Here is a 24,617-nt window from a genome sequence, read left to right on the forward strand (position 1 = left end):
GTTAACTATTGAAATCATGGACAATCAGTATCTGTATCATTAAGGTCTATAATTTCGCTGGTACAATCACAACCAGAATCTGGTGGGCAAAGCGCACCTCTATTTTCAGGTTCAGTCATAAAAGCATTTTTAACATAATCTTGCATGGGCTTACCACCTTCATTTTTTGTTGATACAAAAAGAACAGTATTACGATCTACATAGGTGCTTGGAATTTTATGCCCACCTGATGGTAAATTTGCATTAATATTGTCGATTACTGATTTAGTGTATTTGCCAAAATAAATTCTTACTCCATCTGCGTCAGGTTCATTGGCAATTGTATTAATAAGCTTTTTCATTTGATCAATAGGAAACCATACCGATCGGGTATAGCCAGGTTTACCTCTTTCAGCTTTTTTAAATGCACTAACCATTTGTTGTGCCCACTCAATGTCGGCATTTTTAGTTTCTTTCTCGTTTTGTTTAAGATCATTCATAATATAGGGGTTTAATTCTTATAAAATTCATTAATTATCAGCGGATTAGCAAAAGTAAAATCACTTATTGTTTTACCGTAAAAACACCTTATAAGTTAGGGTATATCTCATGCTTTAAAACTTATAGATCTAAATACATTTGATTTAAATCCCAGAGTTATGACAATCCTAGTTAATCAAGAACATTTGCAAAGTAACATTAGCGCTAGAGAGATTGAGGTGCTACAACTAATATCTTTAGGTTTTAGCAATAAAGAAATTGCTGATAAACTTTTTATAAGCCGTTTAACTGTTGAAACCCACAGACGAAATATGGTAAAACGAATGGGTTTTAAAAATGCTTATCAATTAGTGGTTTGGGCATTTAAAGAACGCGTTTTTGCTTAAAATTGATTTTATGTCTTATATAACTGAGTAATTTTATATTTAACACTTTTAATCAACCCCTTAATTAAAAAAAAATGAAAAAATTATGTTTTAGTCTTTTAACTCTATTATTCGCCTTCGCATTAACGGCAAATGCTCAATCAGATGTTATTAAAATTGATTTAAAAGGAACGGTTTATACCGTTAGTAAAAATATTCCGAAAGAAATTATTGGAGAGTATTTGTACGAAAAGAAAGGAGAACCAAAAGTGGTATTAAATACTGATGGAACGGGATCTTTTCAGCCTCACATGGTTGCGCCAATTGCTATTAAATATTGGATAGATTCTGATGCAAAAGGGGTTTGGAGAAAAAAAGAAGGGATTAATGGCAGATATCAATATACCCTACTTATACAATACTTAGATGGTAAAAACGGCAATTATCCTGTTAATAGCTATGATTTAATGGATGTAGCAGTTTTAAATGATTTGGGTTTTGCCGTTATTTATGGCGAGCGCTATAAAAAACTATAAAAAAAATGCCCCAAAATTTTGGGGCATTTTTAAATTCTTATTGTCTCGGTGCAGCCGGTTTTGGCATTTCTTTACGAGGCAGTTTATCTGCTCTTTCAGAAGTATGATAAACGAAAGAAGCTACAATAGTTGCAGATTTTTTCAAATCATCCATGTCTAAACGATCAAAAGTATCTTGGTTAGAGTGGTGTGTACGTGTATTGTAATCCATTGGATCTTGAATAAACTGGAAGCCAGGTAAACCAACACCATCATAAGCTTGGTGATCTGTACCGCCTGTGTTGCTAATGGTAATTGTTTTAGCGCCCAAATCTTCAAATGGCGTTAACCAGCTTTGGAAAATGTCTTTAACTGCTGCATTACCTTGCAAATAAACACCACGAATGGTTCCTGTTCCGTTATCTAAATTGTAATAAGCAGATAGTTTTTCATGCTCAGCTTTCGGTTTCATGTCTGCCGGATCAGCAAAGTGTTCTTTTACATAACCTCTTGAGCCAAATAAACCTTGCTCTTCCGAACTCCATAAAGCGATACGAATGGTACGTTTTGGTTTAAAATCAATTGCTTTTAAAATACGCATGGCTTCAATCATCACTGCAGAACCAGCAGCATTATCCGTAGCACCTGTGCCAGCATGCCACGAGTCATAATGGCCACCTAACATTACAATCTCATCTTTCAATTTAGGGTCTGTACCCGGTATTTCGGCAATTACATTATAGCCTTTAGGGTCTTTATCATAAAATGAAGTTTTTACTTCAGCTTCAAGTTCTACTTTTTCGCCACCGCGTAATAAACGTAAAATGTGCAAATAATCTTCGCTGCTAACTTCTAATTCTGGATTAACAGGTTTAGCATCTAATTTATAAGAAGCGCCATTGCTAGTAAAAAATGTACCGTGATTGCCACGTGCATAAGTCAATTTTAAACCAATTCCTTCGGCCATTAAAACGCTGTCAATTGCAGCTCTCATACCCATCATGCGCATCATCATTGCTCTTTGGTTATTTGCCGGTCCGCCACCCTGACGGTTTTGTCCGCCAGCAGCTGGTGGAGCAGCTGCAGCCATTTTTGCTAAATCTTCATCTGTGTAACGAACTGCATCAGCTTTATAAGAATTTTTTAAAGGTTGTACCAAAGGCGATTCAATCATTACAATTTTACCTTTTAATTTGCCTTTGTATTTAGCCAAATCGGTAATTGTATCAGCAACAATTAAAATCACATCAGATTTAATTGCTCCTTTTGTGCCAGGTGTCCAAGCTTTTGGCGAAGCAATTATTGGGCGATAAAATGGAGCTGTTGTAGCTGCATAATATTTATCAACCTGCCATCCCTTACCAAACTCTCCCCAAGCCTCTAAATGAACATTTTTCAAGCCCATTTCGTTAAAGTATTTAACTGCCCAATCTTGCGCTTTTTTTAAGCCAGGCGAGTTAGATAAACGCGGACCAGCAACATCTGTAATCTGGTAAGCAATATCATAAGCCTTAGATTTGTCTAAACCTTCTGCTCTAATTTTGGCTACAGCAGCAGAGTTTACGGGCTCTTGAGCAAAGCCAGATAAGCATAAGCCTAAAGCAAATGCGCTAAAAGTAAATTTTTTCATCATCTTGTTAATAGTTTTAAGATTGAAATTGTTTAAAGCAGTGATTAGTTGGTTTTGCCAGAACAATATCAGTTTGTTAGTTTGGTTAAGCTATAATACAATTGTATCATTATTGTTGGTGAATTTACAGTTAATGATAATTAAGTGTACCTTTCTATTCATATTTTTACAGTTAAACATATTAATTCAAATGAAATATTTAGGTCATTCTTTATTGTTTTTAATTTTTATTACTAGTCAGCTTAATGCGCAACAAACCGTTAGCAGAGATATCAATATATCCAGTCAAGTAGCTGAAGTTTCAGAAACCAACTTAAAAGCTATCGTAAATAAACTGGTTTCTTTTCAAACTCGCCATACATTAAGTGATACATTGAGTAAAACAACAGGTATCGGCGCTGCCAGAAACTGGATCAAAGCTGAATTTGAGAAATACAGTAAAGAAAGCGGAAACCGTTTACAGGTTTCTTTTGATACGTTTACGCAAGCTGCAGATGGCAGAAGAATTACAGCTCCTGTAATTCTTAAAAATGTGATGGCAATTTTGCCAGGAACTGATCCGAATGATAAACGAATGCTGATGCTTTCTGGACATTACGATTCGAGAGTAACCGATGTAATGAATGCCAAAGATTTTGCGCCAGGGGCGAATGACGACGCATCGGGTGTAGCTGCTGTGATGGAAATGGCTCGTATTATGAGCAAACAAAAGTTTAACTGTACTATTGTTTTTGTAGCCATGGTTGGCGAAGAGCAAGGCTTATATGGCGCAACAAATTTAGCCAAAAGAGCAAAAGAAGAGGGTTGGAATGTTCATTTGTTAATGAATAATGATATCGTTGGTAATTCTTATGGTATGGAAACCGATATTAAAGACAATAAAAGTGTACGGGTTTTTAGTGAAGGCGTATCTCCTTTAGAAACACCGGCTCAGGTTAGTGCCAGACAATCTGCCGGAACAGATAATGATGGTAAAGCTCGTCAGGCTGCTAGGTATATTAAAGAAGTTGCAGAACGATATGTAGATCAATTGGATGTGAAACTGATTTATAGAAGAGACCGTTTTTTACGTGGAGGCGATCATACTCCGTTTTCTCAACAAGGTTTTGCCGCAGTGCGGATAACTGAAATGAACGAGGATTTTAATAGACAACATCAAGATATCAGAACAGAGAATGGCTTTAAATTTGGCGATTTACCAGAATATGTAGATTATAACTACCTACAAAAAGTAACAAGAATGAATTTAGCGGTGATGGCAAATTTAGCTTGGTCGGCTCAAGAACCAGAAAACGTAGTGGTATTAACTTCGGGTTTAACCAATAAAACTGCTTTAAAATGGGAAGCGCCAAAGGGAAAAACTCCAGCAGGTTATTATATTTTGATGCGTGAAACCAGTAGTCCGTTTTGGGAGAAGAAAATTTTTGTAAAAGAAACATCAGCATCTATAGCTTACTCAAAAGATAATTATTATTTCGGCGTGCAATCTGTTGATGATAATGGACATGAAAGTTTAGTCGTTACACCAAGACCAGGGAGGTAAGTTACTTTGATAAACTTTTTGGCTCTTTGCCTATAGTTTATCAAATCTCATTTAATAAAATAAAAACCATCTTACTTTTACCAAAGTATATTCTCGCTGCAAGTAGTTTGTTAAAGTTTTAAAGAAAAACTTAACATAATAAATGTTAAATGCATAAATTTTGTCAAAGTAGCTTTGCAAAACCCCACAAAAAAAGGGCAGCATCCACCACCCTTATTAACTAAAACTAAACTAAAATCTTTATTTGATATTTCTTTTTAATAAAATGAAGTAACCGATGATAAACATTGCTGCAGCAACCGCTAAGCTTACCCAAATTTCTTGCGTAAAAATTGGGAAATCTTCTGGCTTAGCGTTTTTACTCACTCTTGTAATTCTTAAGGCTAAGGTTGGGGCACTGTACGGAATGAGATATGCATAAGCCCATCCAACATTAGCCGTAATTATGCCACCAATTATACCTACAAAACCAATCCCCATTGGCTTTAAAAAATCAGACCAAATTAAACTAAATACAAACTGTACTGATAATATGCCTAATGAAGCTAAAAATAGCTTTGTATAATATTTACTGAGTACCAAAAATGGATTATAGTCGTTAAATGTATATTTAGGAACAAGCATTTGCAATATATAACCGCTAGTAAAGGTTAAAAAAGCAAACAGCAATAAACAGATAAATAACAACACTACAGCGTACAAATATTTTGCCGCATAAATAGAAAGTTTATTTAATGGCTGAGCAAACAACGTTTTCCAAGTATCATTTTTATGTTCAATGTTGTTTACAGAAAATGCCATAAACATTACATAAAAAGGGAGAATTAACATTCCCATTACACCTAACGAAGCACCGCTATATTGCCCCCAAAGAACCATGCCAGGGTAATTATATTTTAGCACCTTTTCTGCGTTAAAATAGTAGCCTACTGCTATTAGTCCACAAATGAGCACTGGTAAAATTATAGCCGCCCAAAATGCCAAGGTTTTACGAGATTTGTAAAATTCTGATATATATGATATGTATAATGAACGCATGAGGCTTAATTTTTAGAAGTGATATCCAAGAATAGATTTTCTAAATCTTTTCTTTCCTTTGAAATGCTGTAAACCGAAACACCATTGTTTACTAACAAGGTGTTGATTTTGCCCATAGCTGCTTTATCTATGTAAGCAATTGAAAAAGTTAATTCATCAATAGGAGTTGTTTCAATTCCTTCATTTTTTAAAATACTGATTGCTTTTTCTTGATGATCTGTTTCAATTTTAACAGCAGGCTTACTCAAATCTTGCAGTGCACCAATTGTGCCTTGAAACAATAATTCGCCTTTATTAATGATACCAACATGCGTAGCTGTTCTTTCTATTTCTGCTAATAAATGGCTCGAAACTAAAATGGTTTTACCATGTTTAGCGGTCAAATCAATCATTAGGTTTCTAATTTCTATAATCCCGTTAGGATCTAAACCATTGGTAGGCTCATCTAACAATAACAATTCTGGATCTGATATTAAAGCTAAAGCAATGCCTAAGCGCTGTTTCATTCCTAAAGAGTATTTGCCGGCTTTTTTATTGGCAGCATCTGTTAAACCAACCAAACTTAACATTTCGGCACATTTGCTTTTTCTAATCCCTAAAAGGATGCAACGGTTCAAAAGATTTTCTTTTCCCGTTAGGTGCCCATAAATTGCAGGTTGTTCTACTAAAGAGCCCATTCGTTTCAGGCTTGCAATGCGATTGCTGTTGATCTCTTTACCAAAAATAAATACTTGATCTGATGGAGATTGTAATAGATTTAATAAAATTTTTATGGTAGTGGTTTTACCAGCTCCATTTGGACCTAAAAAGCCATAAATACTACCTTTTGGTACTTGCAACGATAAGTTTTTAACAACTGCTTGTGCGCCAAAGTTATAATTTAAGCCTACCGTTTCTATTGCGTAGTTGCTCATGCTTACTTTAAAATTGCTGCCGTAGCTTTAGCTATTGTGTTTGTTGGAGTTGCAGTTTTAACCATAACTTCTTCATTTTGACTGTTAGCTGTGCTAGTAGCAAAAGCTAATACCATCATTATAAATACCGGAAATAATAAAAGTAAGAAAGGCGATACGTTTGATAACTTTTTCATGATCTTTTTATTTAGGTTTATTGTAGTTGTTTTGTTTTGTTGAACAAATAGAATAATTTTTTAAAACCTGCTAAAATGTTTTAGACCAAGTGCATTTTATTATAGATAAACAGTCAAAAAGGGTAGTTTTGTGAATAGTTGCTTTAAATCGCCATTTGGTAGAAAAAAAATGCCTGTTCGTCGAAAGTGATAAACGAAATTAATTAAGATAGTTAATTTGGATAACGATTAAGCATCATTTAAAAATCTAAAATAAAATGAAAAGTAAAGGCGAGATAATACTCAACTCAATATTTTGGCTAATGATTGTTGCAATTATTGCAACAGGTGTTGGTGTATCTTCAACAAAATTAAACTGGTTTGAGCTATGTGTTGAGTTTGGATTTTATGGCCTTATTAATGTTTCCTTATATTTTATAAACTACCTTATTTTAATACCCAATTTTATACAACGCAAGCAAAAATCGTGGTTGTATTTGGTATCTATATTAAGCTTAATAATTGTAACCGTTGTTTTAAAGCTAGGTATTGCCGTATTATATCCAGAAATAATGTTAGAATATGGTCCTCCAGAAAAGAGAACCCATACCTCTTACAACAGTTTCATGTTTCAATCTCTTTTTAGTAGCGGGTTTTTTATCGTAATAAGTACTTTATTAAAATTTGCGGCAGATTGGTTTTCAAATGAACGTATCCAACGGAAATTACAAAATGAAAAAAAAGATATGGAGCTGCAGTTCTTGAAATCGCAGTTGAACCCACATTTTTTATTCAATTCATTAAATAATATTTATTCTTTGGCTTACCAAAAATCTGAAAAAACTGCCGATGCAATTTTAAAGCTTTCAGAAATTATGCGTTACATGATTTATGAAAGTAATGATAGTTGGGTAGATTTAAGTAAAGAAGTAGAGTATGTAACCAGTTTTGTTGAATTGCAAAAACTAAGGTTTAAAGATGGCGCCGCGGTAAATATCAATATCACAGGCGAAATTGATGGTCAAAAAATTGTACCACTCATTTTAATTTCTTTCGTAGAAAACGCATTTAAACATGGCGTTGCTAACGATATAAATGACCCCATAAAGATTAACATTATTGCCAATCAAAAAATATTGCATTTTAGCGTTACCAATAAAAAAAGTAAAACCAATAAAGATGCCATGGGTGGTGTTGGCTTAAATAACGTAGAACGAAGATTACAATTACTTTATCCCGATAGGTATAAATTAAATATTGTAAATTCGGCTACCCATTATACTACAGAATTGATGCTAGACTTATGATTTTAAAATGTATTGCCGTTGACGATGAGCCACTAGCGCTTGATATTATTGAAGATTATGTTTCTAAAGTTCCATTTTTAGAATTGGTAAAACGAACTGAAAATGCCATTGAAGCTTTGCAACTCGTACAAGCTGGTGGTATTGATTTGGTGTTTTTAGATATACAAATGCCAGATTTAACGGGTATTCAGTTCTTAAAAATCGCAAGTGGCAAATCAAATTATATATTAACTACCGCCTATTCGCAATATGCTTTAGAAAGTTATGACTTAAACGTTTCTGATTATTTATTAAAACCAATAGCTTTTGATCGTTTTTACAAAGCTGTAGAAAAGGTACATAATCAATTACAAAAAGCTGAACCAGTTGCAGCGCCAGAACCTCCGCAAATACAAAGTTTTATTTCTGCTCCAGCTCCACAGCAGGTGCAAGATTTTATCTTCGTTAAAACAGAACATAAAATTCAGAAAATACAACTTGATGATATTTTGTACATTGAAGGGCTTAAAGATTACATTTCAATCTTTACCAAAACAGAGCGAATTATTACTTTACAAAACATGAAAAAGATGGAAGAAACGTTACCCAAAGGGGATTTCATCCGTGTGCATAAATCCTATATTATTGCCTTAGATAAAATTGAAAGTATAGAACGTAGCAGGATTTCTATTGCGAGTAAAATAATCCCAGTAGGAGATACATATAGAGATGCTTTTTTCAGATTGATAGACGGGAAAAACATTTAATTCCCACTAAATCTCCCCGAAGCGGAGACTTTTGATTTATAATGTTGGCGAGGACGCCAACAAGGGATGCGTTATTGGTTCTCAAGTTGGCGTCCTCGCCAATGTTTGTCTAAAAATTTGATATTAATCTTTCAAAACTCAGTCAGTCTGAGCGTAGTCGAAGACTCATAGTTGCGCTTCGACAACGCTTAGCGTAACATATCTATATATTTTCTTCTGAAGTTGGCGATGACGCCAACAAGGTATACGATGTTTAATTAATAGCTTGACCTAATTTCTCCCTTATCGCGTTTTCTGCAGCCCAAACAATTTCTTCAGCATTTTTACCATTTTTATCTATTGGGCTTAAAACTGTCCATTTAATGGGGTTGCCAACCGTTAAGGGAAACATGCCAAAAAGTACAATTTTCCAAGAATTTTCAATTGCAATTGGTACGAGCAAAGCATCTGGTACAACCTTTAAAAGTGTAGCTATGCCTCCAACCTGAAAGGGTTTTAGCTTTCCATCTTTTGCTCTTGTTCCTTCTGCAAAAATAACAGTGCTCCAATTATTTTCTTTCATTCTTCTGCCGAGTTTAATTAATTCCGAAACGGCTTGTTTGCTATCTTTTCTGTCGATGTTTGCCCCGCCACCAACTCTTAAATTATAAGAAATAGAAGGGATATTTTTGGTGAGTTCAATTTTAGAAATAAATTTTGGGTGGTGCTTGCGTAAAAACCAAATCATGCCCGGTATATCGTACATGCTTTGGTGGTTTGCTACAAAAATAATGGGCTGGTTAGCAGGTAAATTTTGGTGATTGATAAATGTTACCGAATTAAATAGAGACCAATTACAGTACGTTAGAAAAAAGTTCAATACATCTACTGATGATTTATGTGCTTTGTAGCCAAAAAATTTAAAACATATCCATTGTATGGGATGGAAAATGCATAAAAAACCAAAAAATAAAAGATAAAATAAAGGCGTAAAAATGTAGCCAAAAAATTTGCTCATGAGATTTATATTTTCCCTTCTTGTATTAATATTTTTGTTTTTAAAATTGCTGCCACGCTCATACTATCTGTAATTACACCGTCTATAACCATTTGATAGGCTGCTGTAAATGGTAGTTTTTTAACCATTAATTGTTCAGTTTCTTCGGGTGTTGCTTCGCCAAATTCTAAATCTTTAGCAATGTAGATGATCGCCAATTCATCGCTAACTGAATTAGAAAGATGCATTTGTTGAATTTCTATGAAGCTTTTTGCACTTAAACCCGTTTCTTCTGCTAATTCTCTTTTTGCACTTTCTAAAGGGTCGCTACCTACTGGACCACCTCCTTCTACAATTTCCCAACTGTAATTTTTGGTAGGAAAACGGTATTGCCCAACTAACCAAGTGTTGTAGGCATCATCTAAAGGTAAAATGCCAATGGCGATATTTTTGAAATGAACTTCGCCATAGATACCACTCCCACCAGAAGGATTAATCACCTGATGTTCTGTTAATTTGATCCAATTGTTATCGTAAATTTCTTTACTGTTTAAAACTTGCCAAGGGTTGCTTTCGCTCATGTGTGCAAGATACGGAGGTTTGATGAATTTTTTAATTATTAGAAGTTTTTGTCATTCAGATGGCTATGATTGCTAAAGTTTTATTGCTAGCGCTCGGGTTTGCCCCGGTTCACCGCCACCGAGGGTTCTTTCTTTTGGCTTGAACCAAAAGAAACAAAAGTTCAAGGCTGCACCAAATTAGCTAAAAATCAAATCTTCGGATGGGAAATAAAAGAACTCGCTTCGCTCAAACAGCTTTTATTTCTTGCCATCCTACAAATTGATTTTTTACACTAATTCGCTGAGGCCGTTTAACAGGATGCCAAATTGCATGGCGAATTTATTTCTGATATAATTGATCTCAAAATAGATGTTTTTGGATTACAGGCACAAACATTCGTCCATAAACCGGATTGAAGCGGTATCCTTTTTGGATAGATGGGGTAAAACTTACGAAGTCTTCTGACGGATTTAGAAAGAGACTTCGTAAGTTTAAAGTAGGGCCCAAAAAGATTTAGCGGAAAGCTGGGCGGAAGTATCCCAAAAGCCATTGCTTTACTAATTATTGTTTGCTAGGTGGTGGTGGTATGGTTGGTTTGGTAGATTTAATTTTGGTAAAACGATAGTTTAAACTAAGGTTTAAATTGCTTGAATTATTGTTAGAAAAATTTTGAGAAATAAAGTTTAACCCTTGGCTTACCGAGTTATTATTTCTACGACCAAAGGGGTCGCTTGTGCTTACACGAACCGACCAAGTGTTTTTGAAGAAGCTTTTGCGAGCGCCAAAACTGCTAATAATTGAACCTTTATTACGACCTTGAGCAGTAATGTTATTGTTGTAATTGATGTTAGATTCGAACGCGGTTTTGTAAGGCAATTGCATAGATAAGCCCAAAGTTGCGCCATAACTTAATCCATCTCGGTTTAGCGATGAATTTAAGGTTGAGGAATAGCTGCCTTGAACAATATTAAAACTTCCGTTGGCGGTTATTTTATTGGTTGGTCTAAAATTTCCGTTTAGCCATAAGGCGATTCTTGTGTTTGAACCAACATTATCAAAGGTGCTTTCAGAAATTCCGTTGGGATTAACAATGCGATATCTTTCTATTACACCGCTACTAACCGAATAAGAAATTCGTGGCGTAAACGACCATTTTTGCCCAAATGCGCCGAAACTAACATCCATTTGGTGTGTGTAATTTGGGTCGAGGTTAGGATTGCCATAAGAGATATTTAACGAATCGGCATTGTTAATTTGTGGATTTAAAGCATTTTCTCGCGGTCTGTTAATGCGAACACTGTAAGTTGCACCCAAATTGTAACGCCTTTTAAAGAAACGATTGATGGAAAGGTTTGGAAATAAACTTAAATATGGGTTTACGTTGTATTGTTGGCCAGTGGAAAGATCGAAATTTACGTTGGTATATTCTGCTCGTAAACCACCTTTTAAACTCCAACCTTCTTTGCGGTAATTATAAGATGCGTAGCTGGCTAAAATGTTTTCTTTAAAAAAGAATTTGTTGCTCAGTTTCTGATTGGTTACAAATTGCTGTGTGTTGAAGTTGAAGTTTTCTACAAATAAATCGTTATCGTTTTTACGGTAATTGTAAGCTAAGCCAAACTCAATTCGATCACGTTTTTTAAATACCGGCTTATCATAATCTAAATTAAAAGTTAAACCATCATTGGCAATTTCATTTTGGTTTTGCTGTAAGGTTGGGTTTAAATTTGCCGGAAATGCAAAAGCTCTATTAAATGAAGTAGCATCATTATTTGAGTTGGTGTTTAAGGTAATGCCAATTTGTAATTTGCCACCACTGGTATCAGTTTGTAAACTATAATCTGAATTAAAAACGAAGTTTTTGTTATTACCGCTGCCCAAATTAGATTGGTTACGTAAGCGAGTTTCTATGTATTCTTCATTTAAATAATAAAATTGATTCCCCGATTGCCTATCGCTACTATTGGCGTTGTAGTTTGTAGAAATTCGTAAATTTTGTTTAGGGTTAATGTCCCAGTCGAAACCAAGCCTAAAATTACCACCGTTATTGGTGTTGTCAAAGTTGTTAAATTGGTTGTAATAAAACGTAGTATCGGGGAAAAAGTTAGTTCGGTAACTTTCGCTGTTGCCATTGCCAATATTGTGACGATAAGATGCGCTACTGCTTAAATTATAGTTTTTGCCTTTGTAAGAAGCGTTTCCGTTGGCGTTGGTATTACCTTGCAAACCTACGTTTACACCAACATTGCCATTAAAACCAACTTTGAAGCCTTTTTTCATTACAATGTTTAAAATACCTTCGCCATCGCCAGAGTATTTCGATGGCGGATTTGTCATTACTTCAATTTTATCAATCGCATCGGAAGGTAGGACGTTTAGCAAATCAGCAATGTTCGATGTCATGTATTCAGAAGGCTTACCATCAATAAAAACACGGGTACTTCTTTTACCAGCAATGCTTGCTTTACCATCAATATCAACCGTAACCATGGGTACGTTCTTAAGCACATCTGTAGCAGTGCTACCTTCGGCTAAAACAGACGAGCCAACATTGTAGGTAATCATATCTGCCCCAAACTCTACAACAGGTTTTTGGGCGGTAATAACTACTTCATTAAGGTTGCTTTGCTCGTTAGCTAATTTTAAATTCCCTAAATTTTTGTCGAATTCTTTTGGCGTTATCGTAACTTCATCAACAAATAATGTGGTAAAACCGATATAACTAATTTTTACTTTGTAAATACCAGATTTTAGATTGATGAATTTAAAAGCACCAAATTCATCTGTTTGTATGGTTTGTAAGGGTTGTTCTGCAGTTGCCTCAAAAATAGAAACAACTGCAAATGGGATGGATAATCCCCCAACTTCTTCAACAACTTTACCTCTAATTACCCCTTTTTCTGCCGCATAAACATTTATTGCTGTGAGTAAAAACAGCAGGAGCGAAAAAAGAAATTGGAGCGGCGTTTTCAATTGGTAATTAGAAAATATTAGAAGTTTTCTTCATCAGGTCTGTTGTTTTGTTCTTCTGGTTTTTTACCTTTTTTAGGCATAAAATCAGTTTTACCAAAACGGTACGAGAAGGTTAAGTTAGCTTGTGTACCGCCCCATAATCTACTAAAATCTTGTATAGATGTTGTTCCGATTGTTTCCATTTGCCATCTTCTACTTGCAAAAATATCTCTTACATTTAAGCTTAAACTTGCTTTTTTGTTGATGTCGTATTTTGCACCACCATCAAGCCCATACATCGCTCTGCGAATACCTTGTGCCATTACTTCTCTTGCTCTATAATCTCCTCGTATTTGTAAAGTTATCCCGTAAGGTAAAGTAAAATTATTGGTTAAGTTGGCGTTGTAACTAAAGCCAGAATTTTCTAAAATACCGAATGCAGGTACGCCTTGTATTTTGCTTTGGTACAAATTCACGTTTGCTGTAAAATTCCAGTTTTTAAACAGATCGAATTTACCAATTAACTCTAAACCGCTTGCAATGTTACGGGTTAAGTTTTGTGGGGTAGTAATTGTAATACCATTTTGATCTGGCTCTGTTCTAATTCTTTGTATTACATCGTTTGTTTGACGTAAATATGCAGAAGAAATTAATGACATTTTATCCCAAAATTTGCTGTAACTCAATTCAAATGCATGCACATCTTCTGGTTGCAAATTTGGGTTACCTTGGCGGTAGTTAAACGGATCAGAAACATCTAAAAATGGATTGGTATCCCAACCACGTGGTCTGTTAACTCTTCGGCTATAACTTACCTGAACTTGTTGTTCGCCCTCAAACTTTTGAGTTAAGAAAACACTCGGATAAATTCTGGTGTAAGCTACTTTACCAGGTGTAAAATTAATATTCGAGTTAATATCATAAGCACCTAGTTGAGTTTCTAACAAAGCATCTTCGGCTCTTAAACCAATTTGATAACCAAAATTTTTGATCTGATTTTGATAATTTGCATATACTGCATGAACTTGATCTTTGTTGTTAAAATCGTTGCTCAATGCATAGTTGAAATTAAAGCTTCCATCAACTGGGCTTAACTGATCTGCAAAAGTAAAACTTTCTGAAATACGAACCTGACTACGATAGCCTGCTTCTATTTTTCCGAACTCGCCTAAAGGTTTGGTGTAATCAACTTGTGCAGTATAGTTTTTGTTATAGCTATCGCGATCTGTACGTTGTATGTCGAGATCATTAATTGCATTGCCATTACTGTTGTAGAAGTTGGTGTTGTAAATCTGGTAGTTATCGTTGTTACCTTCAGAAAAACTAAAATTCGCTGTTAGCTCTTCTCTTGGATTTTTAAATTTCTGATAAAAATCTAAATTCAAATCGTAACTATTGTTTTTTTGCGTTTCGTCGTTTGTTCTGTTGCTCAAAGAGAGCGGGTTTAAATTTATCCCTAACTGATTGATATTTAACAGTTCACTTTCCTCGCCTGTTCTATTATTAAAACCGGCAGCAAAGCTGATTGTAGTTTTTTCTGCCAAGTAATAATCTAAACCAGCTTTTACATTATGGCCAATATTTAAATCTCTCGAGTCGTTGTTTTGGTTAGTAAAAGCCAATCCGCCAGCAACTGGAGAAAGATAAGTAATGTTGTTAAAACCATTGCCAATTCTGTAGCCATGGCGATAACTGTAATTACCAAAAAGGTTTACCTTACTATTTTGAAAACTTAAGTTAGTACTTGCATTATAGTTCTCTCTATTTCCGCCAGTTAAAGCCAAAGAGCCATTAAAACCTAGTTTTTTATTTTTCTTTAAAACAATGTTGATGATACCTGATTGCCCTTCAGCATCATATTTTGCCGATGGATTTGTAATTAGCTCTACACTTTCTATGGAACTTGCTGGTATAGATTGCAAAATTTGCGCAACATTACCTCCAGCAATTAAAGATGGTTTACCATCAATTAAAACCCTAACGCCAGAAGAACCACGTAAGCTCACATTACCTTCAATATCAGTTTGTACCGATGGTACGTTTTGCAATAAATCTGTTGCCGATCCGCCTTCGCTCACTAAACTTTGATCAACAGAAAAAATCTTTTTATCGATGCCTAATTGCATTGTTGCTTTTGGCGCCGTAATGGTAACTTCATTTAAAATGTTCCCTTTGGCTTGTCTCATTTTAATATCGCCAAAATTTACCGTTTTAACTGTATTGGAGATAGATACTGAGTCTCTAACCATAGTTTGAAAGCCTACGTAACTTGCTTTAAAGGTGTAAACTCCATTAGGAATGTTAGTTATGGTAAAAGCGCCATTAACATCGGTTTGAATGATTTTAATATTGGCTTTAGTTTTTCTATCTAATAATAAGGCAGAGGCAAAAGGTATAGTTTCGTTAGTTTGTGCATCAAGAATTCTGCCGCTAATTTTACCTTCTCCGGTTGTTTGGGCAGAAATTTTTACGGTTATAATACAGAATGTTAGTGTAAAAAGTAGAACTTTGTTAATAATGTGTCTCATCTAAAATCTTTGGGTTTCGTATTTGTATGTTAAAAGGACAAAGGTCGACCTTAAAGGTTTAAAAAAAGAGGCGTAACTATTTTATTACAGCCATTTTATGTTTAACTACAGTAATATTTTTGATAGCGGAATGAATTATTCATCGTACCGCGAATTGGTTCATTCTCTCCTTTTAGCAGGTAAAACTACAGGAGAAGACTCATCGGAAGCGATGTTGCATTATACCAAAATGAACCAACAGCGAATGAACAGGGTAGAGAAAACTACCGTGTTAACGCCAGCAATTTTATCGGCTATTACTAGTATCAAACAATCTTATAAATTTTTGGTTATTACCGAAGGATGGTGCGGAGATGCGGCTCAAATTGTGCCAATTATTAATCAAATAGTTTTGGCTGCGCCAGAAAAATTGAGTTTGAAATTGGTTTTAAGAGATCAGAATTTGCCATTAATCAATGCACATTTAACCAACGGAGGCAGAGCAATTCCAGTACTTTTAATTTTAGATGAAAATGATGAGCTTGTTTTGCCAAAATGGGGTCCGCGACCGGCAATATTACAAACTTTACTAGCCGATTGGAAACAAGAAACAAGCGATATGATGGTTTTAGCAGAGCGATTGCATGGTTGGTATGCTAAAGATAAAACGCAGGCCACGCAAGCAGAGTTAGTGGAGGTGTTGAGGAAATTGGATTAAATCTAAAAACACCAACAATACGTATAAAATTTATATATTTGTACGTACAAATTTTAAATGATTATGGATTCAAAACTCACATTAAAGCTGGACGAAAGTATAATTGAACGAGCAAAAAAATATGCCTCTAATAAAAACTTGAGTTTATCACGTTTAATTGAGAATTATCTTGATTCGTTAACTCGTGAACAGGATGATGAATTTGAAATTTCGCCTTTTGTAAAAAGTATTTCATCTGGGAAGAGTATCCCTACAGGTATTGATTTGAAAGATTTGAGACAAGAATACATCAACGATTTAGATAAAAAATATCAATAAATGCAAAAGTTATTTTTAGATGTTAATATTGTAGTTGATTTTTTGGGCGAAAGAGAGCATTTCTATAAATCAGCTGCAAAAATCTTGACTTTAGCAGACAGAAAAAAAATTAAAATCTTCACTTCACCTACTTCCATTTCTACTACTTATTATCTACTCACTAAATACGAAAATGCAAAAATTGCATTAGAAAAAATTAGAAGGTTCAAATTGCTATGTTCAATTGCTGTTATGGATGATGAAGTTATAGAAAAGGCAATCAATTCTGATTTTAAAGATTTTGAGGATGCAATGCAATATTATAGTGCAATTGCCTCAAATTGCGATTTGATCATCACTCGAAATGAAAAGGATTTTAAAAATGCTTTAATTCCTGTAATGAATGCAGAAAGTTACATGCAAACAATAAAGAAGCATTAGTGTAGACAAAAAAATGCTTTCTTTTACCAACACCTGCAGGCAAGCTGTTCAGACTGACTTTAAATGAAAATTGGGTAGGTAAATTTCTAATCAACCGAAACGGTTAAACCCTCTTGTTGTAAAATTTTGCGGTAAACTTCCATCTCGGTAAATGAGCCTTCTAAAACAGCACATTTGCCTTTGTTGTGCACCTCCCAAGCAATTTTTTCGGCTTGCGTTTCGCTGTAATCGAGGTATTTCATCATACACCAAATTACATGCTCAAAAGTATTTACATCATCGTTCCATAAAATTAAACGATGTACGGTTTTTAAAGAAGTTAAAATCTCTTCGAGTGTAAATGTTTCTTCCTTGGTTTCGGTAGCCGCCATGTTGCAAAAATAAGCAAATAGATTTGAGATTTGAGACAATAGATTTGAGATTATTATTCATTTATCTCATATCACATATCTCATCTCTCATGTCTAAGCAAATTCGTTACCTTTGTAAACCAAATCAAAACCAAATGCAAAGTTCAAAAATCGCCGGTATCGGTTATTACGTTCCTAAAAATGTGTATACCAATGATGATTTATCTCGTTTTATGGAAACCAATGATGAATGGATCCAAGAACGCACAGGTATAAAAGAACGTCGCTTTGCGGATAGATTAGGCGAAACCACCACAACAATGGGAGTTGAAGCAGCTAAAATTGCTATAGAAAGAGCTGGTATAACTGCTCAAGATGTCGATTTTATCATTTTTGCAACGCTTAGTCCAGATTATTATTTTCCAGGTTGTGGTGTATTGCTGCAACGCGAAATGAAAATGAAAGAGATTGGAGCTTTGGATGTACGTAACCAATGTTCGGGTTTTTTATATGCTTTGTCTATTGCCGATCAATTCATTAAAACTGGTATGTATAAAAATATACTTGTTGTTGGTAGCGAGAAACACTCTTTTGCGATGGATTTTGAAACAAGAAGCAGAAATGTTTCGGTAATATTTGGCGATGGGGCAGGAGCGGTTGTTTTGCAACCAACACAAAAAGAAGGACAAGGGATTTTAAGTACGCATTTACATAGCGATGGCGCTGATGCCGAGATTTTAGCCATGTTTTATCCTGGAGCGGCAGCAAATAAGTGGTTGCCAGAAAAACCCGGTTACCCTGAACAAGAGCTAGGTGGTTTGTTTATGACCACAGAACAATTAGAAAGTGGTGCAGTTTTACCTTATATGGATGGACCCGCTGTATTTAAAAAAGCTGTGGTTAAATTTCCTGAGGTAATTAAAGAAGCCTTAGCTGCTAATAATTTAACACCTCAAGATATTGATATGTTGGTGCCGCATCAAGCAAATTTACGCATTAGCCAGTATGTGCAGCAATTGCTAGGTTTAAAAGATGAACAGGTGTTTAACAACATTCAAAAATACGGCAATACAACGGCAGCTTCTGTGCCGATAGCTTTATGCGAAGCTTGGGAAGCCGGTAAAATAAAAGAAGGCGATTTGGTTTGTTTGGCGGCTTTTGGCTCAGGTTTTACTTGGGCAAGTGCTTTGATTAGGTGGTAACCCCCTAACCCCCTGAAGGGGGTATGGAATTAATTTAAGATATATATGAGTAATAATGAAAGCCCCTTTAGGGGTTGGGGTTTTAAACTAGGAGATTTTGTTCGTTTTGTAGACGAAAAGAGAGAAGGATATGTTACACGGATAATTGATGCGCAAACGTTGGGTGTTACAGATACTGATGGATTTGAAATTCCGGTGGCAATAAGCAACCTAACCCATGTGCACGGTCACCAATCTACACCACATACGCAAGGCGATAAACAAGCTCCAATTGTTATTGATGAAGAGTTTAAGGAAATCGGTATTTTTCTCGCAGTTGCGGAAGATTCTAAAGCAAGTGCCGTTGCTCATTTTACATTGATTAATAATACTTCTTATCAGCTTTTGCTGAGTTTAAAAACCGATAAAAAAGGAATTTACAAAGGCGAATTTGCAAGTGCTATACAGCCTAAAACAAGTACGCAATTGTATAGTGCCAACTTGGGCGATTTAGAGGTTTGGCCTGAATTTACCTTTCAGATTTTGTATTTCACAACAGCAAATATCAAACCTGTTGCCCCTTTAAATTTGACCAGAAAATTTAAAGCGAAAGACTTTAGTGGTGCAAAAAAACAAGTGCCAGAAATTAATAAATACGCATGGTTGATCCAATTAGATGAGCCTGTTAAATTAATTGATGCGCAGAAATTGAAGGAAAGTTTTTTTAAAGCTCCATCAGAAAAGCCAAAGGTTGCACAACCAAAAACCGAGATTGATTTGCATATTGAAAAATTAAGAGACGATCATCAGTTTTTAAATCAATCCGAAATAATCGACATTCAGTTAAATTATTTTCAGCAAATGCTGGATGCAGCCATTGTTCATCAAATGCCATCAATTGTTTTTATACATGGTGTTGGCAATGGCACTTTAAGGCATCATATTCATAAAACAATAAGTAAACATCCGCAAGTGCGTACTTTTTTAGATGCAAGAAAAGAGAAATTTGGCTTTGGGGCTACAGAAGTGGTTTTTAAGGTGTAATTGTTGCCATAAAGCAATTATAGGTTAATTCTATCTGCTGGTGTCTCACCATAACTGTTCGGAACAAATTTTCAATGATTATTTATCACATAGAGATTTAGAAAAATTTATAAAAACACGGACTACGAGTGCAATTAAGATTTATTAGAGGTTATTTTTAGACCTCAGAGAGGTCTTATCTCTATAGCTAATGTGCAATTATGGTGTGCGACCCCAGCTGGGGTCGAATGAATGCCTTGCATTTGCTATACAGATATTATCCCGCTGGGATAATTTAACCCTCCGTTTAATTTTCTAACCATGAATAGACATTGAAAACATAGGCTAGCGTATTTTTTTCCTATATTGACTATGTGCCTATGTGTTTAATTTTTAATCTTCCGAACACTAATGGTGAGACACCAGCCGAAATCTTAAATTTTATGAAAAAAAATTAACTTCCTTTTGCAGATCTAGTCATTTGCTCCAACATATCCCACATTTCTGAAGGAATTGCTTCTAAACCGTTCATTTGCCCGGCTCCTTGCAACCATTCGCCGCCATCTATTGTAATTACTTCGCCATTGATATAGCTAGAAAAATCGCTAATTAAAAATGCAGCTAAATTGGCAAGTTCTTGATTATCACCAACACGCTTTAATGGCACACGATTTTTAAAATCGAATTTTTCTGCCAAATCTCCTGGTAAAAGTCTATCCCAAGCACCTTTTGTTGGGAAAGGACCAGGTGCAATTGCATTGGTACGGATACCATATTTGCCCCATTCTACAGCTAAAGATCTGGTCATTGCCAAAACACCACCTTTTGCACATGCCGATGGAACTACGTATGCCGAACCGGTAAAAGCATAAGTTGTTACGATATTTAAAACTGTTGCAGGTTGTTTTGATGCAATCCAATGTTTGCCAAAAGCAAGTGTGCAATTTACTGTTCCTTTTAATACAATATCAATAATACTCGAAAAAGCATTGGCCGATAAACGTTCTGTTGGGGAAATAAAATTTCCAGCGGCGTTGTTTAATAATCCATCAACTTTGCCAAATTTTTCGATAGTTTTTGCCAAAACATTTTCTACTTGTTCGTAATCTCTAACATCACATTGTACCGCTAAAACTTGTCCGCCAGTTTCGGTGGCCATTTCATCTGCTGTTTTTTGCAATACTTCTAGCTTGCGACTAGTTATCACCAAATTAGCCCCGAGTTTTAAAAAGTAAGTTCCCATGGCTTTGCCTAGTCCGGTGCCACCGCCAGTTACAACTATTGTTTTGCCTTTTAAAGCATCGTCTTTTAACATTGGTTGATTGTACATATTTTTTGGTATTGAGTATTGCGATTAGCGAATTGCGTTTTGAGAACTGAAAATTGTTTACTGAAAACCGTCTAGGCTTTTTTCTGTAAACTATCTATGATGTTTTTTAAAATTGCTCTTGTGCTTGGCGACCACCATTGTTTCAGCATAATTTCTAAGTCGGCAGACTGATCTGAGCTTGTTATGGCAATTAAATCTTTACGAATGTTTAGTTTACTTTGCGACCAAGTATTTCTTTCGTAAGCCATATATTTTCTAGCTTTTCTTTCGGCTGCGGTTAATATACTTTCTGGTTTTACCACTTCATCTACTAAACCAATTGCTAAAGCTTCTTCTGGCTGAAAAAGTTTTCCTTCTAATAAACTTCGTGTTGCATCAGCTTTGCCTAGCCAAAATGAATATAATTCGAAAATGCTATTTGGTACAATTATACCAACAGGAACCTCATTTAAACCGATGATATATTTTCCTTCAGCCATTACACGAGCATCGCAAGCTAAGGCAATAACGCAACCACCTGCAGGGCTGTGCCCGTTAATTGCTGCAATTAATGGCTTTTTGAATGCAGTGATTGTGGCCGTAAAGTTTAGAAATAAGTGCCAAAAATCTTTTGCTTCTTGTTCATTGTAATTGTAAAGTTCCATTAAGTCTAAGCCTGCAGAAAAAAAGTGGTCTTTCCCAGTGATGATTGCTCCACCGATATTTTCATCAGCAGAAATATTGCTCAACATATCTGTTAACTCTACAACCATTTCGCGGTTTAAGGAGTTAGATTTTGGTCTATTGAGTGAGATTATTGCTAATTTATCTTTTATGGTTACTGCTATTGTGTTCATAAATGTCAATATACTTAATTTCTTTAAATAATTTTTCTATACTAGTCTACAGTGTATGTAAATACATTCCTTCCAATATTTCCCATTCCATCAATTCCCTCTATAACAATTCTGTACTTGCCAGCTTGGTCGGTATTAAAATAACTGATATTTTTTGTGCCATCAGGCTTTGAAGAAAGGTGAGGATTCCAATAAACCGTGGTTCTTAAATCTGGTTTTGGATCTGGTGTCTCGGTATATTTAGGTGAATAAAATTGTCTTATTGCTGAAAAACCTTTTGGCGTGTAATTTACAATGCCAGGAGAATACCTATTATAATAACTATCTACTTCTAAGCCTGCGCCTCTTTTTGTTGTAATTACGAGTACACCACTTCCTCCATTAACACCGTATATCGACGTATAGCCAATCGTTCTTAATACTTCAACGGTTTCAATGTCCCTTACACTAAGATTGTCTGTCTGAAAATCACTGCCCATCATCATTCCATCTAAAATAACTGTCATAGCAGATGTGCCAGCAAAGCTTCCGCTTCTAGTCGAATAAATCAAACCATTTCGAACGATTACACCAGCAAGCCTACCTTGAATGTACTGAGATAAGGATGTGGCAGTTTCCAGTTCTTTTGCGCTAATAATTTTATCTGCATTACCTGGGCCATTAAGGTTAGTCGAATTTGTAAATATTGGTTTTTTAACTTCAATTATTTTTACTTCTTTGAGTTGTATAGTTTTATTTAAAAATCCACGTTTTACTTGCTCATTAAAATATTGATCTGTTTGGTTTAAATAAGACATTAAAACTGTATTTACATTTACTTCGATATCCCCTGTGTTTTTATTGAGTGTAACAATCTGATTTCTTACAGTATCTAGATCTATTTTTAAATTTGGATTGTTTTTATCGGTACGGGCTTGAACGATGAATTTTGTACTATCTCCAAACTCAAAATTATCAAATACAAAACGACCAGCTTCATTACTTGGTGTATCAATAGCAAAAACACCTGCAGTTGATGAAAGTAGTGTAACCTTGCCGTTTGCTACAGGCTTTCCTCCTTTTGAAATGGTGCCGCTTATCTGAATTTTTGTCTCAGGCTTATATGACCACGACAAAGGATTCAATAGAGTAGACCAATTGATTTTTCTCCAGCCTTGGGTTAGTAAAAGATTATCCAACTGTGTTCGAGTAGTGCTATTCTGATTTATGAAATAATGATTAGGTTTTTCTACATAGCCAACTAAATCTGATGTAAGGAGTAATCTTGTGAAAATATTACTTTCATTCTCTAAATCTGGAGTTGTAATAGTTTCATTAGTAACTGCAATTGAAAAACTGCCTTGTACGGCGGTATTATTTAGTGAGGTGAGAATGTTAAAATCGACATTTTCTCTTGGCTTAAAGGATGGTTTTAAGTTGTCTGCAGTAATTTTAATTTTATCAATGCTGTTATTTATAAATGCTAATCTTTCACATACTGGCTGGTTGGCTGATGAGAAAAGCGTAAATTGAACAATGCCGGAAGGAAGTTCATTTATGGGTAAAGTAAGTGTTGCTAGTTGCTTAGCCGAAGGTATTTTTGTTGAAAAATATACATTTCCATTGCGTTGAGCTATCAAACTTAAGTCGCCTTTATTTACTAAATCTTCTGTTAAGAGAACTTTAATATTAATCTTAGCGCTATCGATGTTATTAACACTCAATACATAGCCACTAGTTTCTATTTTCGGTAATAATATTGTTTTCTTAGTTCCGTCTCCCATCTTAACAATTGCACTGTAAGTTTTTCCTAACAAAGGATTTAAAATGAACGCACCCATACCCAAGTATTCTGTCTCGAATTTGAGCACTTCATTGTTATCATTGTCAATTATTTTACCACTAACATTTTCACCTAAACCGTTACTATTTACGGCTTTTACAGCTACCTTACTAGGTAGGCCAGCCACTAAACTTCCCCCTTCTGGAAAGAACTGAACATGAACAGCTGTTGAAGTAGTTTTTATTGGAATGATTTTTTCCACTTTTTTCCCATTAGGTAAAGTAAGTGCAACTGTTATAGAACCTGTTTTTTGTCCTTCCAAATCTTTATTATTGTAGTTAATATTTATAGTGCCATCTGTATGGGTTGATGTTTTACCTTTAGTTATCTCTTTTCCGTTTAGTTTCACATCATAAACAACTCCAATATTAGCATAAGGATTATCCTTCTTGTCTAAAAACCTTATAGTACTGGTTACATTTTCAGTATTATCTTTTAGAATTATCTTGCTTGTAGTTATGGTAAATACTTCATTTGCCCAAGAATTTCCAATTTTAATTGTTTTGTCAAAGAAAAACTCTGGCCCAGCATTTCGCATCCATTGTGTATATGCTCTAATTCTATAATTGCCTTCACTTAGAGAATCTGTCAATTTGAAATCTCCCCAAGTAACACCGCTTTGCATAGGTAATTTTAGTTGCCTTTCAATTTTATTCTTCCCATTTATCAGCTCAACATAAACTATATTACTAATGGTAGTTGGCGCAGAATTTTTTGTATCGACAACATAAACTTTGAACCAAATGTCATCACCTATGGCATAATAGGGTTTATCTAAATGTAGGTGTATTTTTTCTTGGGGATATTTCTTTGTGAAGTCTTCAAGTTTTTTAAGGAGTAAAGCTATCGGGTCATCATTTTTTACAAAGGCTGAAACCCCTAATGTGAATAGGATACTTATTAAGAGTAGCGGTAATTTAAATTTCATAA

Annotated in this window: 23 protein-coding genes; 10 read left to right on the forward strand and 13 right to left on the reverse strand. The window is 35.0% G+C overall.

The genetic code is table 11. The features are described 5' to 3' along the window. Positions 1 to 14 precede the first annotated feature (14 nt). Complete coding sequence (locus FA045_RS01845) at positions 15 to 479, reverse strand: hypothetical protein (protein ID WP_136873843.1); 465 nt, start codon at positions 477 to 479, stop codon at positions 15 to 17. Positions 480 to 638: 159 nt separating this feature from the next. Here FA045_RS01845 and FA045_RS01850 point away from each other — a divergent pair, with 159 nt between their 5' ends. Beyond that, entirely contained in the window at positions 639 to 866 is a 228-nt protein-coding gene (locus FA045_RS01850) for a response regulator transcription factor (protein ID WP_136873844.1), read from the forward strand. 74 nt (positions 867 to 940) lie between these two features. Then, entirely contained in the window at positions 941 to 1,381 is a 441-nt protein-coding gene (locus tag FA045_RS01855) for a hypothetical protein (protein ID WP_136873846.1), read from the forward strand. A gap of 37 nt (positions 1,382 to 1,418) precedes the next feature. On the opposite strand, the gene FA045_RS01860 is transcribed toward FA045_RS01855, so the two are convergent. Next, positions 1,419 to 2,993 carry a M28 family metallopeptidase gene (locus tag FA045_RS01860; protein ID WP_225871240.1) on the reverse strand — a complete coding sequence of 525 codons (1,575 nt, stop codon included), beginning with the start codon at positions 2,991 to 2,993 and terminating at the stop codon, positions 1,419 to 1,421. Between the two features lie 187 nt (positions 2,994 to 3,180). On the opposite strand from FA045_RS01860, the gene FA045_RS01865 reads away from it, so the two are divergent. Next, the gene (locus FA045_RS01865) at positions 3,181 to 4,533 is read left to right on the forward strand and encodes a M20/M25/M40 family metallo-hydrolase (RefSeq protein ID WP_136873848.1); all 1,353 of its coding nucleotides are present in this window, start codon (positions 3,181 to 3,183) and stop codon (positions 4,531 to 4,533) included. 240 nt (positions 4,534 to 4,773) lie between these two features. Here FA045_RS01865 and FA045_RS01870 read toward each other — a convergent pair whose 3' ends face one another. The 3 genes from FA045_RS01870 to FA045_RS18795 are packed head-to-tail and all read right to left on the reverse strand — an operon-like array spanning position 4,774 to position 6,661. After that, positions 4,774 to 5,571, reverse strand: coding sequence for an ABC transporter permease (locus FA045_RS01870; RefSeq protein WP_136873850.1), 798 nt, complete (start codon positions 5,569 to 5,571; stop codon positions 4,774 to 4,776). A 5-nt stretch (positions 5,572 to 5,576) separates the two neighbouring features. Beyond that, positions 5,577 to 6,485: an ABC transporter ATP-binding protein gene (locus FA045_RS01875; RefSeq protein WP_136873852.1), complete on the reverse strand. Its 909-nt coding sequence runs from the start codon at positions 6,483 to 6,485 to the stop codon at positions 5,577 to 5,579. A gap of 2 nt (positions 6,486 to 6,487) precedes the next feature. After that, the gene (locus FA045_RS18795; protein ID WP_169305000.1) at positions 6,488 to 6,661 is read right to left on the reverse strand and encodes a hypothetical protein; all 174 of its coding nucleotides are present in this window, start codon (positions 6,659 to 6,661) and stop codon (positions 6,488 to 6,490) included. 257 nt (positions 6,662 to 6,918) lie between these two features. Here FA045_RS18795 and FA045_RS01880 point away from each other — a divergent pair, with 257 nt between their 5' ends. Together FA045_RS01880 and FA045_RS01885 are read left to right on the forward strand one after the other, a co-directional pair. After that, on the forward strand, positions 6,919 to 7,947 hold the full coding sequence (locus FA045_RS01880) for a sensor histidine kinase (protein WP_136873854.1): 1,029 nt from the start codon (positions 6,919 to 6,921) through the stop codon (positions 7,945 to 7,947). Further along, positions 7,944 to 8,693: a LytR/AlgR family response regulator transcription factor gene (locus FA045_RS01885; protein WP_136873856.1), complete on the forward strand. Its 750-nt coding sequence runs from the start codon at positions 7,944 to 7,946 to the stop codon at positions 8,691 to 8,693. Before FA045_RS01880 ends, FA045_RS01885 begins: the two co-directional genes overlap by 4 nt. Before the next feature lie 253 nt (positions 8,694 to 8,946). Here FA045_RS01885 and FA045_RS01890 read toward each other — a convergent pair whose 3' ends face one another. The 4 genes from FA045_RS01890 to FA045_RS01905 form a co-directional block, all read right to left on the reverse strand. Next, positions 8,947 to 9,690: a lysophospholipid acyltransferase family protein gene (locus FA045_RS01890; protein ID WP_136873858.1), complete on the reverse strand. Its 744-nt coding sequence runs from the start codon at positions 9,688 to 9,690 to the stop codon at positions 8,947 to 8,949. Between the two features lie 5 nt (positions 9,691 to 9,695). After that, a complete protein-coding gene (locus FA045_RS01895; protein WP_136873860.1) occupies positions 9,696 to 10,250 on the reverse strand; it encodes an NUDIX domain-containing protein in 555 nt (184 codons plus the stop codon). 541 nt (positions 10,251 to 10,791) lie between these two features. Further along, positions 10,792 to 13,203, reverse strand: a complete 2,412-nt coding sequence (locus tag FA045_RS01900) for an outer membrane beta-barrel protein (RefSeq protein ID WP_136873862.1) — start codon at positions 13,201 to 13,203, stop codon at positions 10,792 to 10,794. A 17-nt stretch (positions 13,204 to 13,220) separates the two neighbouring features. Beyond that, positions 13,221 to 15,710 (reverse strand): TonB-dependent receptor domain-containing protein, encoded by a 2,490-nt coding sequence (locus FA045_RS01905; RefSeq protein ID WP_136873864.1) that lies wholly within the window; start codon positions 15,708 to 15,710, stop codon positions 13,221 to 13,223. Between the two features lie 97 nt (positions 15,711 to 15,807). Between FA045_RS01905 and FA045_RS01910 the strand changes: the two genes are divergently transcribed. The 3 genes from FA045_RS01910 (at position 15,808) to FA045_RS01920 (ending at position 17,145) form a co-directional block, all read left to right on the forward strand. Beyond that, positions 15,808 to 16,407: a thioredoxin family protein gene (locus FA045_RS01910; RefSeq protein WP_136873866.1), complete on the forward strand. Its 600-nt coding sequence runs from the start codon at positions 15,808 to 15,810 to the stop codon at positions 16,405 to 16,407. Positions 16,408 to 16,470: 63 nt separating this feature from the next. Next, complete coding sequence (locus tag FA045_RS01915; protein WP_136873868.1) at positions 16,471 to 16,725, forward strand: DUF6364 family protein; 255 nt, start codon at positions 16,471 to 16,473, stop codon at positions 16,723 to 16,725. Continuing rightward, positions 16,726 to 17,145, forward strand: coding sequence for a type II toxin-antitoxin system VapC family toxin (locus FA045_RS01920; RefSeq protein ID WP_136873870.1), 420 nt, complete (start codon positions 16,726 to 16,728; stop codon positions 17,143 to 17,145). Positions 17,146 to 17,231: 86 nt separating this feature from the next. Here the strand turns inward: FA045_RS01920 and FA045_RS01925 are convergent, their stop codons facing one another. Further along, positions 17,232 to 17,516 (reverse strand): ATP-dependent Clp protease adaptor ClpS, encoded by a 285-nt coding sequence (locus tag FA045_RS01925; RefSeq protein WP_136874403.1) that lies wholly within the window; start codon positions 17,514 to 17,516, stop codon positions 17,232 to 17,234. Positions 17,517 to 17,650: 134 nt separating this feature from the next. Here FA045_RS01925 and FA045_RS01930 point away from each other — a divergent pair, with 134 nt between their 5' ends. Both FA045_RS01930 and FA045_RS01935 read left to right on the forward strand, forming a co-directional pair. After that, positions 17,651 to 18,697 carry a 3-oxoacyl-ACP synthase III family protein gene (locus FA045_RS01930; RefSeq protein WP_136873872.1) on the forward strand — a complete coding sequence of 349 codons (1,047 nt, stop codon included), beginning with the start codon at positions 17,651 to 17,653 and terminating at the stop codon, positions 18,695 to 18,697. 45 nt (positions 18,698 to 18,742) lie between these two features. After that, on the forward strand, positions 18,743 to 19,720 hold the full coding sequence (locus FA045_RS01935; protein ID WP_136873874.1) for a Smr/MutS family protein: 978 nt from the start codon (positions 18,743 to 18,745) through the stop codon (positions 19,718 to 19,720). 433 nt (positions 19,721 to 20,153) lie between these two features. Here FA045_RS01935 and FA045_RS01940 read toward each other — a convergent pair whose 3' ends face one another. The 3 genes from FA045_RS01940 to FA045_RS01950 form a co-directional block, all read right to left on the reverse strand. After that, the gene (locus FA045_RS01940; RefSeq protein ID WP_136873876.1) at positions 20,154 to 21,029 is read right to left on the reverse strand and encodes an SDR family oxidoreductase; all 876 of its coding nucleotides are present in this window, start codon (positions 21,027 to 21,029) and stop codon (positions 20,154 to 20,156) included. 71 nt (positions 21,030 to 21,100) lie between these two features. Then, complete coding sequence (locus FA045_RS01945) at positions 21,101 to 21,865, reverse strand: enoyl-CoA hydratase/isomerase family protein (protein ID WP_136873878.1); 765 nt, start codon at positions 21,863 to 21,865, stop codon at positions 21,101 to 21,103. A gap of 41 nt (positions 21,866 to 21,906) precedes the next feature. After that, positions 21,907 to 24,615 (reverse strand): TonB-dependent receptor plug domain-containing protein, encoded by a 2,709-nt coding sequence (locus tag FA045_RS01950; protein WP_136873880.1) that lies wholly within the window; start codon positions 24,613 to 24,615, stop codon positions 21,907 to 21,909. Positions 24,616 to 24,617: the final 2 nt, after the last annotated feature.

The organism is Pedobacter cryotolerans, from assembly GCF_005116475.1.
Classification (GTDB): Bacteria; Bacteroidota; Bacteroidia; order Sphingobacteriales; family Sphingobacteriaceae; genus Pedobacter; species Pedobacter cryotolerans.